The organism is Nostoc sp. (genome assembly GCF_036917275.1).
Taxonomy (GTDB): Bacteria; Cyanobacteriota; Cyanobacteriia; order Cyanobacteriales; family Nostocaceae; genus Nostoc.
Genome location: NZ_JBALDF010000055.1, coordinates 176422 through 187520, shown reverse-complemented (window position 1 = coordinate 187520; position 11099 = coordinate 176422). Strand labels below are relative to the sequence as shown.

Sequence of the window (11099 nt, the reverse complement as noted above, 5' to 3'; positions counted from 1 at the left end):
GAATTTTAGATACTTCAAGCATTGGTTGAGATTTAGTTCAATCCGAAGCATTATTATTTTGGCTCTAATATCAATTCCTAACTTATGTGGTGCATTTGCTCAGACTAATCCTAAAGGTGGAATTGACTGGATTTTAGTAGTAGATACTTCTGCTTCCATGCGTGGTGTAGGTGGAACAAAAAATATTTTTGAGCCAGTCAAGAATTCTATTACAGAATTTGTTAATACGGCAAGATTAGGCGATACCGTTACTATCTATACTTTTGACAAAGATGTAACGTTAAATGCAGATGATATCAAGATTACCAGTAATCCAGACAGAGGTAAACTCAAGCAAATAATTAGCTCACTTCAAGCTGAGGGTGTGCGGACTCATACAGGTAAGGCTGTGGAAAAAGCGCTGGAACATTCCGCCCTGTTAAACAAACGTGCTGATGCTCTTGGTCGGACTGTCAGCATAGTATTTCTGACAGATGGATTAGAAGATGTGCGTGGTATTCCTAATCCTATTTCTATTCCTAGTAATACCCAATTTTTACGAGAGCAACAATGCAAACCCTATATATTTTTTGTGTCTTTAGGATTAAAAGAACACGAAAAGCAGCTGAATGACTTTGCGAGTAATCCAGCGCTTTGTGGGAAGGGGCAGGTATTGCGAGATCCGGGAGGAGTTCAACTCAACAAGCTGGCTCAAAATATCCGACCAGTGCTGATTACACCCAAGCTTGATGTAAATTTACCCACTGCCAATTTGCCGCCAGTATTACCGGGAACAACTACTGAACCGCTCAATGTTAATACCATCAGTAATGTCAATGGTAAGGTAAGTTTGCAACTGGAAGACCCTAATCAAAGTGGTATTCGCTTAATTTCACCCGATCGCACCATCGACTTAGCTGCTAATCAAGCAACTGTTATTCCGGTGCGTTTACAGATACCAGCAGAGGCAAAGGGGGGCGCTAGTAAGTTGCGTTTAGTGTTGACGATCGCAGACCAAGCGATCGCACCAATAAAAATTGACCTACCTGTAACCATTCAGTCACAACTGCAAATACAACCTACAAAGATAGATTTTGGCTCAATAGAAGCAGGGAAAACCACTGAAACCCAAACTTTTGTAGTTCGCACCAATATATCTGGAACAGCTAGCTTACAACTGCAAGGCAATTCCAAAGATGTTTCTATGGCAGAACCTTCAGCAGCCATATCCTTACAACCCGGAGAAACTAAAATTCCTGTGCAGTTGCAGGTTACTGATAGCAGTTTTGCAGGCGATCGCACCTTCACCTTAGTCCTAACTCCAAATAACTCAATTGCTAATCCTGTCAGTGCAGAAGTTCATCTGTATATTTTGATGCCCCTATGGCTAAAAATAGTTATTTGGTTGCTCTTAGTGCTGTTGGTGTTGTTAATTGCCCTGATAGTGATTTGTTTAATTCAACGCAAAACTCCCTTGGAATTAGTCGAAGATTTCCGCAACCGTAAACGCTTAGAAGGAGCATTGGTAGTGCTAGAACCAGTGCCACAATCATCGGAAGACGAAGAGATTAGTCTCACTCACCTACAGAAGGGTAGAGTATGCCTGAGTGATTTGATACCAGCCATTGCTGCGACAAATTCTGATGCCGAGTTAGTCACAGTTTGGCGGTTAGGCAAAAAGAATATAGATTTGCGGTGTTTGAAAGGTGTAATTTTTGTCAATACTAAAAATATAAATACAGATGAACTCTTCAACGAGGACATCATCCAGATTGGTAACGTTAAGTTGCAATTTAACTGGATTGAACACCAAAGACCCTCTGAGCCAAGCAGTGGGCAAACAAACTTTTGAATAATATCACAGGAAAGTGAATGTTAAGTCCCACGGTTGTGCGTCCCACGGTTGTTTTTCGTCCTACTGTTGTTATCGGGCTAGGAGGAACGGGTTATGAAGTCGTACTTAAACTTAAAAAGCGATTTATAGATGTTTACGGCTCAGTTCCAGAAGTTATTCGTTTTATTTCTATTGATACTACTGAAAATATCCAAGAACGAGAAAAATCACCTGATGGCACCAAGGTTATCTTAGAACCTAATGAACTTTATGCAATTTCTGTCGCAAATCCACAACTCCTAATACGTGAAGAGCATATCGCTAAATGGTGGCCTAAGGGCATTCCAACGTCCTGCCTGATCAGTGGTGCTGGACAGATTCGGGCCCGGGGACGGCTCGCCTTATTTGCTAAAGTAGCCGATATTAACGCTTTAATTGGTCAAGCAATCAATGCTGTACGCGAAATTCGCACTAGCACAACAATATTTTCAGGAGACTTTCAAGTTTCCAGTCGGGATGGTGTCGAAGTTTTTATTGTTGGTAGTTTGGCAGGTGGGACGGGCAGTGGCACATTCTTAGATACGGCTTTTTTAACACGGCAACATCTCAATAATTTTTTTAATATTACGGGGGTATTTGTTTTACCCAGAGTGTTTGCCAATATTCCCCAAACTCACTTAGTCAAGTCTAATGCTTATGGCGCTCTCAAAGAAATCGAACACTTTTGCGGATTGTCACCATCTAATAGTATTGAGATTGATTATGGCATCAAAAAAATCAAAGCCGATCGCCCTCCCTTTGATGCTGTATTTTTAATTGACGGGGTTAACAAAAATGGAACTGTAGTCGGTCGTCCAGATGATTTGCAAAATTTAGTTGCAGATGGCTTGTACATCCAAATTGGTTCTCAAATTGGTTTAGACGCTGCTAACGTTGCTGATAATATTCGCGCTTATCTGGCAACTGGTGAAAAAGTTCGAGGACGCAATATAAATTATTGTAGTTTTGGCTTTGCTACCCTGACTTTGCCAGTACAGCAATATGAGCGGATGAAATTAGAAGATGCTCAAAGCTTGCTAAAGAATGAGTTGATGGCATCTACCCCAGCAATCGATTTAGAAAGCGACATCGCCCGTTTTTTAGAAGATTGCAAATTAGCAGAAGCGACTACTGTCCTCAATGCGCTGACTGAAAGCGATCGCGGCGGACAGATGAAACCCGAATTTAGAATTGGCGAAATCCGTCAGGATCGCACAGCTTTACCGACAATCAAAGAACTCTACAAACGGCAGTTGGATCAATTTGAACAACGCACTGCTCAAGAATTGGGGTTGAATTTTCATCGCTTACAACAGACTACAACTGCTGCGATCGCAACTTTCTGGGAACGCGGTCTTAATCGTCCCAATGGACTAGCTTATGTTTTGGAATTTTTGAGCAAACTTTCCCAAAAATTAGACGAATTACAGCAAAGTGTGCAGCACAAATCACAAGAGGCGCAATCCAGTTTCAATGCTTTGAAATTAGAAGCTCAGGAAGAAAAAGTTAAAGAAGCCGCAGAAACTTGGTTCCCAAATAAAAACACGATCCAAGCAGCTTGTCAGAGATACAAAGAACGGGCTGACCAAAAGTGGAAAACTTATTTACATTGGAAACGGTGTGATAAAGCGGCTGAACTCTATGGTGTACTACGAGCTAAGGTAGAGCAAATCCAGGAAAAGTGTCAGCGTTTACACAGCAACTTAGATAAAGTTTATCGAGATTTAGAACAGAGTTATCACGAGGTCAGCCGTCAAGGAAGTAACGATAATCCTTTTATTCACACCATTCAGCGGATCAATCTCCAATCGAAACGCCCCAAAGTTGCTGGCGAAGATTTTATCCGTTGGCATCGAGAACAGTCTCAAACTTTAACGAATTGGTCTGAGAAAAAAGCTGAAGATGTCAAGAACGAAATTTTGAAATTTGTCGATGAAGCTTACTATCCGCTCACCAGCATGACTGTTGAGCAGGTTTTAGCAGATAGTAATCCCGAAGATGCGGGACAAGATTTGCAACAACTTGGCAAACTTGCAGTTCCTCTTTGGCAGTATGAAGTATCGGAAATTCCCATTCAACAGCAGCACTTAATCACAGAATTTTATTACTACGGAGTAGAGAGCAACAACACAATTTTTAGCGATCCACCTCTTTCTAATCGCTTGCCTAAAGGAAATAATAATCCTTCTTTCGTTCCAACAGGTGAACCCCATAAGGTCATGCTGTTTCGAGTGGAAGTCGGTGTTCCCTTATTTGCATTCAACGGAATGAGGGAACTGGAGTCAGCTTATCTAGATCCGAATAAAGTCTTCAAGCATTTACATCGCAATTGGACAAACTTAGCTAATTTAATTCCACCGGAAGACGACGGTGGAGCGTTGCGTTGGTTTGCATTAGCCCTGGCACCCGATCCATATAAATTGGTTGTCAATCAGAGTAAAAAATATTTTGTTTCTACAGAGCAAGCTAAAAGATTAGAGGGCGGGGTTTTGCCATTGGGAGGCGATCGCAAGTCAGCATTTAAAGCTTTCAAAAGTAACTTGCCTCTAGTTAAGGAAATTGCTGACAAAGTTGAGCGGATTACCCACGAAGACCAAGACAAAGCCAAATCTACTTTGCAAAACTACATCAATCACCTCAATCAGGTTTTAAAGGGAGGTAAGGTTGATCCGCAGATTCAAGAACAGGTAGAAATGGAAATCCAGGAAATTGAAGCCTACCTGGAAGATTTAGATGTGATTATTTAGCCCTATAGTTTGCACTCTGAGAGTGTCCCCATGCCAAAACCAACTATTTTACTTGCACTCGATCCTCACAGTGCCGCTTTTTGTGCAGCCATTAAACGGCAACTGCAAGAATTTCCAACCGCCGAAAGCTGTTTAATTCAAACTTATACTTTAATGTGGGATGGTCAAGCTTTTGGCTTTAGTGGCGAGTTAGATCAGTTTGCTGACACGAGTTTTGATCTCGCTCAAACTCACAGTAAACAAGCTTATGTCTCCAAAATTCGTACCCAGTTCAGCGAAGCGACAGGCGAACTACAAACTGCACTGATTGAATTATTGAAAACGGCTAATCAATCAAAAGAAGCGATCGCAGCGAAACGCCAAGGAGTGGAAATCAGCAGTACCCATCGAATATATCTCATGCTGTCAGTCAACAATCAATTTGCTAGGGCAGTAGTTTTTGACATAGTACGCTTGATTCGTTGGCTATTTTCTAAGTACTTTACAGATATTCCTTACAGCTTAGAAGCTTTATTGCTACTGCCAGGATTATTTACCCAAGCCACAACTGCTGATTACGGCGCTGCTTACACCCTCCTGAAAGAGTTAGATTACAAAATGACTACTGGAGTTGTGATTGCAGGCGCTCAAAAAGTACCGCCTTTTGATAACTGCTGGTTGATGGACGAGCAAATTGGGGGACTGAGGGATAATTTGCCCAGCTATGCTGATGCTTTGGCAGGTTTTCTCACCGTCGAACCGGAAACTAACGGCTTATTAATTGGCGCACAAAAAGTCCGGGGGAAAATACCTGCATATAGTGCATTTGGTTATGGAGAACTATTTTTTTCAGGAGAAATAACTATTAACCGTTTGAGTGCTGCTTTAGCTGCCGATATTGTGATGGAGCAGTTTTTACCGAAGGCAGAATTCACTCCAGAGGCAATTCGCAAATGCCTGTTAGATGCCAAAGGATTTATCCTTAGTGAAGATTTCAGCAATGCTTTTCTCGGATTAGAACGAGACAACGGCAAACCAGTTTGGCAAGATTTTAATCCGCGCCTTGAGATGCGTGCTGGCCAGGCTCAGGAATATGGGATGGAATTGCAGCGTGCTTATCGGCAATTTGAAAATAAAGAGCTACTTTCCTATAAACGCACACTGGAAAATTGTTGCAAACAATTACAGGCAACACTAACCGCCTTCTTAGATCGCACCATCAATAACTATGCTGATGCTACACCTAGAGGCTTGCATGAAGGAGCTAGGTTATTAAACATATTGACCTTTTTGTATTTGGAACTGCAAACGGATGCCATTGGCGATCAATCCCAAAATCTGGTTACAGAATTGCGTGCGGCTGAAGCATTTCTAGACTCAAGATTGCAGGTAACAATTGATCAAGAAGCCACTCAAAAGTTGCTCAACCAAGTTGTGTCCTTAAAATTGCGGCAGCAACAATTACAAGAGATTTTAGCTGAAAGAAAGTCTGAAGAACAACTGCAAGAGCTACAAACAACTCAGAAACAGTTAGAAACGGCAATTGCTGAGTATCGCCAAGCGTTAAATGCAGAAATCGAACAAGCTCGAAAAATTCGTTTTATGGCGATCGCTCATGCTCGTGAACAAGCCGAAGCTGCGATCGTTTCATCTCAAAATCACTTAACTCTCACTGAAAATCAACTTGAAACAGCCACAGATAAACTAAGTGAACTGCTAGCAGAAGAAAACAAATTTCGCTCTCAGTATCTAGTCATTTATCCTATTTTTCTTGCTACTGCTTTATTAGGCTTGCTGATTCTGACGGGAATTTTCAGTCAATCAGCACTATGGCTGTTATTACAAAATTTTTGGGCTAACTTAGTTAGTTATCTGCTTTGGACTGCGGTAACAATTCTGACTTACTTAGGGATAGTTTGGCTCAAGTACAGCACTAATATTCGCGATCGCATTCAAAAGGCTCAGAAACAAATTAAACGATTAGAAAGCACTGTTAAAGCAACCATCGTAGAATTACGCCGCAACTATAATGAACAATTAAAGTTGGAGTATGATTTATACGCCCAAAATCTCCGCGTCGAGGCATTGAATTCTCTGATTAAAACAGCTAAACAAAGAGCTGAGACTTTACGGCAAACTCTTACTGACTTGTCTGAGATATACAATAATTTGGTTGCTCAACGCGATCAAGCTACGACGAAGTTCTCGGAAATTAGACTCACAGTTCTTACCGATGCGGATATTGATGCTTATTACCAAAATTTCCTTACTACACTAACAACTGAGACATTCACTCAAGAACAAATTAGCCGCTCTCAGTCGTGGAAAATTCCTGCTGAAGCATTTAAAAACCAACTTATCCCCTTTGCTCGCCAGCAGTTCGAGCAATTGAGCAATTTGTCTATTGGGGAAGTGTTAAAACAATCAGATTTAATTGCTGCAAATACTGCCAATTTGCGTTTGAATCAACTTTATAATAACGCTAACTTGTTGCTGCGAATTCAGGATATTGATACTAACTTAAACCCAACTTCTCAACGAGAGATTACCCTTTGGGTGGGAGAAAAAGATAAAGAACAAATGTTTGCGTTTTACAGTCGATTTAGTCGCACTTTAACCGCGTTGGTAGCTGAAGATGAGCAGCGGTTGTCTATTTTGACCCGTTCGTTGGGCTTTCCGGCTTATTTTCTCAGTCAAATTGAGTTTTATCGAGACTGCTATGAACGGACTCAGAACGAACAAATCGAGCCAGACGAAAACATTCCCGATTTAATTCCAGAGGAAATTGGTTCTGGTAGGGAATTAAAACTAGCTTATCAAACGGTGATTTTAGCGATCGCTCTTGGGCTACTAACCCAGAATTCTCAAGGTGATTATCAATTTAACGGTCGATCACTTGGGAAAGATCGAGAACAAATTGCCTTAGCTTTAGCAACTGAGTTCACCTTTCAGGAACTTTATGGAAACTTAGAAGAACGTATCGAAACATTTGAACGTGATTTTATTTACCAGAAATTACAGGAGTTAGGAACATCTGCTTCATATTTAAATCATTACGAAGGTAAGCTTTTAGATCATCTACTCTCAGAGTATAACCCTCTGAATTAGGCATTAAATTGCCTATGGTCTGGTGAGAAATGCAAACCATCCATTTTGCAGAACTTAAATAGGATTTACGCAAAAATTGCCAAAAAGCTTAATTTATCGAACCGCCAAGACGAGGCAGTGCGTTGGGCGGCTCTGCCGACTTGAAGCAACTGCCGTGCCAAGAGCGCCAAGAATTCATAGAGTGTGCGTAAGTCCTATTAAATTTAAAAAATATCCCATCGTCGGGGCGTATTGCAATACGTCCCGACAAATGTACTAACAATGAAAATTTACAGTGCGAAGTGCAAAATGATTTCGTGAGCAGGATTTCAAAGACTCAAATTGAGCCAAAAAAGTTTTTCAGCCTGTGACAAGCTAATTTCAAAGTAGCCGATTATGCACAAAGCAGTTATTAAAGAGATGAAGATAAATCGTTTCATATTTTCCTCGAAATAAGATTTTCTGACATCTAGTTGTTCAGGGTTATTTGACAAAACTGAGTGCAAATGTATTCTGCACTTTCATCTAGTTCCAGGGATGAGCTAGCAAAGCCTGGGAAGTAATGCCTAAGCCAATTAGGGTGATACATAAGGCGCTTGCGACTGGTAACATTTTAATCTTGGGTATCTGGAATGGTAAATCCTCAAACCGATCCTTGGCGTAGACCAGCATTAACCCGATTCCAGTTAATACTGCTGCTAGACCTAAGCTAAAGGCAGATACCAGCGCTAATCCAAAGCCAATTCGTCCCATTGCGATCGCACTTAGCAACACTACTAAGGCTGAAGGACAAGGTAACAAGCCGCCCGATATTCCCAGCGCTAGGAGGCTAGACCAGTTCATAGAACTTAGATCACCATCAGGCGGTAAATGCGAATGCTCATGGTGTACATGGTGATGGTGATGATGCAAGTCGTGGCTGTGTTCATGACTATGTAGATGGTCATGTGAATGAGAAACCTGAGTCCCTTGCAATCGACTGATAAACAAATTCAGACCAATTACAGTTACCAGTACCCCAGAGAGGACGCTTAACCAAGGGTACAATTGCTCAGTCAAAATAAACTGGGATGTGCCAAGAGTGACCAGCCCTAGAGCAAATATGCCAGCCGTATGGGTAATCGTTACAATCAGCCCCAGGAATAGGGCATGTTGGGCATTACTACGGGAACCCACCAAATAAGCACCGACTATCGTTTTCCCATGACCAGGGGATAGAGCGTGCAAACCACCCCATAAAAAGGCGATCGCTATAGCTATTAGAATAGTCAAGAAATTATGATTTTCCTGGGTAATTAGGCTGGTGAAGAGATCGTTGCTTCTTCCTGTCAAAGCATTATCTAAGCGGCTGGATGACTTAACAGACGGCGGAGGCGCTTGTTCACTCGATGTCAAAGACGGATTGAGTTTAAAGTCAATTCGACGTTGGTCGAGAGGACTGCTGAGTAACTCAGTAGGGTAATCTCTCAGGCGGTTGGTAATACTCAAAGAGGTGAAATCACCTTGAATGGGAACGCCATTTGCAGCCACAGTAATCTCACGCCAGCCTAAGCGCTGTGGATAAAACTGATCTTCAAACTCGATTAACTGATTCGCGCCTACTAACTCCGTTGTACTCTGAAAATTACAACTCAGCCGCAGTGTAGATAATCCTCCGACACCTGGAGGAAATTCGACTGTTGATTTTATCAAAGATAGTGCTAAAGGCTGTTTGTCGATCAACAGTTCCAGATGTGAATTGACTTCCTGGCATTTTTGGTCAGGGTATTGAACCGTCTCTAGAGGTTCAGCTTTGCGGTTGTGATTGGTATCTAACTGATTAATTTCTTGAAAAGCAGGAATTTCTGCCATGTCTAAAACATAATCAATCCCTACACCATTGGTTGCTACCTGCACTCCTGCGTAGTGATTGATGGTGAAATTGCCTAATGGATGGGCATTTGCCGGGAGTATCCAAAAAAAACATATTCCGATAATTGCAGTACTCCAAGCCAAGCAATACAGCAGCTTTTTCATAAATAACTCCCTATAGCGTTAGGAGTGGGAGAGGTTATTTTGAGAGACAGAACGCGTTAAGTTTGCCAAGACTTGATGAGCTTGATCAGCATACTTGTGATGAAATTGAGGATTGAGGTTAACAGCTTGAGTTAGTCGCTTTATTGCTTCTTCACGATTACCTAAGTGAAACGCAATCATGCCAGCATGGAATTGCAGCAAGGCATCCTCTGTCCCGAAGCGAGTTGCCCGTTGGGCTGCCCTTTGGGCTTCTTGCCATTGCCCATTAGCCGCAGCTGCCCAAGCTAAAGTATCCTCTGCATATACATCGTCTCGGACTGCTACTTCACTACGGGCAATCTCTAGTGCCTCTGTTAAATGAATTCCATGTTCGGTGTAGTAAACTGCCAAAGCGCGATCGTAGATTCCTTTAACCTTGCTCAGGTAAGCCACTACCCCGATTAAATCTTCAGTTTCAGTTGCGCCTTTTTGGTCGAGAAGAGCTAGTTGAGCATCAGCCTTATACCCCAACGTTTCCACCTGTGGCATCAGTTCTATACCCTGGTTTGCTGCATTCAGAGCATCTTGCCAGCGATGCTGGGCCGCTAAGAGGCGGGCTAATCCTGTAAACGCAGCTATATGCCGTGGGAAGAGGTCAAGAGCTTCCCGATATCGCTGCTCAGACAACGCTAAATCCCCGGCTGCAAAAGCAAGATCCCCAGTCCGCACATGAAACCAAGCACGAGTTTCTGCGCTCATCGTGTAGAAAGAGTCCATCTTTTGCATAGCCTCATCTAGCAGTTGCCGTGCCGAGGCTAGATTGCCAGTTAACTCTAAGTAACGGGCGACAACTGCGTTATGACTATTCGATTCTTTCTGTACAAGGTTCTGCAATAGTTGATGAGTTGCTTCATAGTCGCCCAACTCCATCAGAATCGATGCCCTCAGTGAGACAATATTGGGATTATCAACAGATGAATTATTTAACACATCTAAAGCTGACCGAAACTGGTGTTGAGACAGTAAAGCTGATGCTAAGAGCATGGAAGAAACATGATTATGGCGCGGCTGTAGTGCCAGGGATCTACGGGCTGCTTGTTCTGCTCGTAACACATCTTCCACATCTGCCATTTCTCGAAAGCGCCTCAAATATTGATCAGCCAACAGACGTAAAAATATTGAGGAATTGGGAGATTGGGCAACTTTCTCCTCATAGACGCTGATAATATGCGATCGCTGTAAATAATCGGGGAAGACTAAATCTGACTGCTGAACTGGTAATATCTGCCTGGAATTAACAGTCAGCAGTTGCACAAGAGAGGAGTATGTGCCTAACTTACCATTGGTGTAGCCTAAACTTAGCGCTTGTGTATCAGAGGGTCTTAGTAAAACCAGTAGGCTAGTTAGCGCTAACACCCATAGTATTCGTAGATGCATAA

The 11099-nt window shown here is 42.2% G+C and carries 5 protein-coding genes; 3 read left to right on the top strand and 2 right to left on the bottom strand.

The features are described from left to right. The first annotated feature begins 58 nt into the window (after positions 1 to 58). From V7K35_RS20610 to V7K35_RS20600, 3 genes are read left to right on the top strand one after another with little or no spacing between them, the layout of a single operon-like run. Complete coding sequence (locus V7K35_RS20610) at positions 59 to 1831, top strand: vWA domain-containing protein (protein ID WP_335081111.1); 1773 nt, start codon at positions 59 to 61, stop codon at positions 1829 to 1831. Between the two features lie 20 nt (positions 1832 to 1851). After that, a complete protein-coding gene (locus tag V7K35_RS20605; protein ID WP_335081109.1) occupies positions 1852 to 4599 on the top strand; it encodes a tubulin-like doman-containing protein in 2748 nt (915 codons plus the stop codon). A gap of 30 nt (positions 4600 to 4629) precedes the next feature. After that, on the top strand, positions 4630 to 7686 hold the full coding sequence (locus V7K35_RS20600) for a hypothetical protein (protein ID WP_335081107.1): 3057 nt from the start codon (positions 4630 to 4632) through the stop codon (positions 7684 to 7686). 504 nt (positions 7687 to 8190) lie between these two features. Here V7K35_RS20600 and V7K35_RS20595 read toward each other — a convergent pair. Next, positions 8191 to 9681 carry a nickel/cobalt transporter gene (locus V7K35_RS20595; protein ID WP_335081105.1) on the bottom strand — a complete coding sequence of 497 codons (1491 nt, stop codon included), beginning with the start codon at positions 9679 to 9681 and terminating at the stop codon, positions 8191 to 8193. Positions 9682 to 9699: 18 nt separating this feature from the next. Beyond that, a complete protein-coding gene (locus V7K35_RS20590) occupies positions 9700 to 11097 on the bottom strand; it encodes a tetratricopeptide repeat protein (RefSeq protein WP_335081103.1) in 1398 nt (465 codons plus the stop codon). Positions 11098 to 11099: the final 2 nt, after the last annotated feature.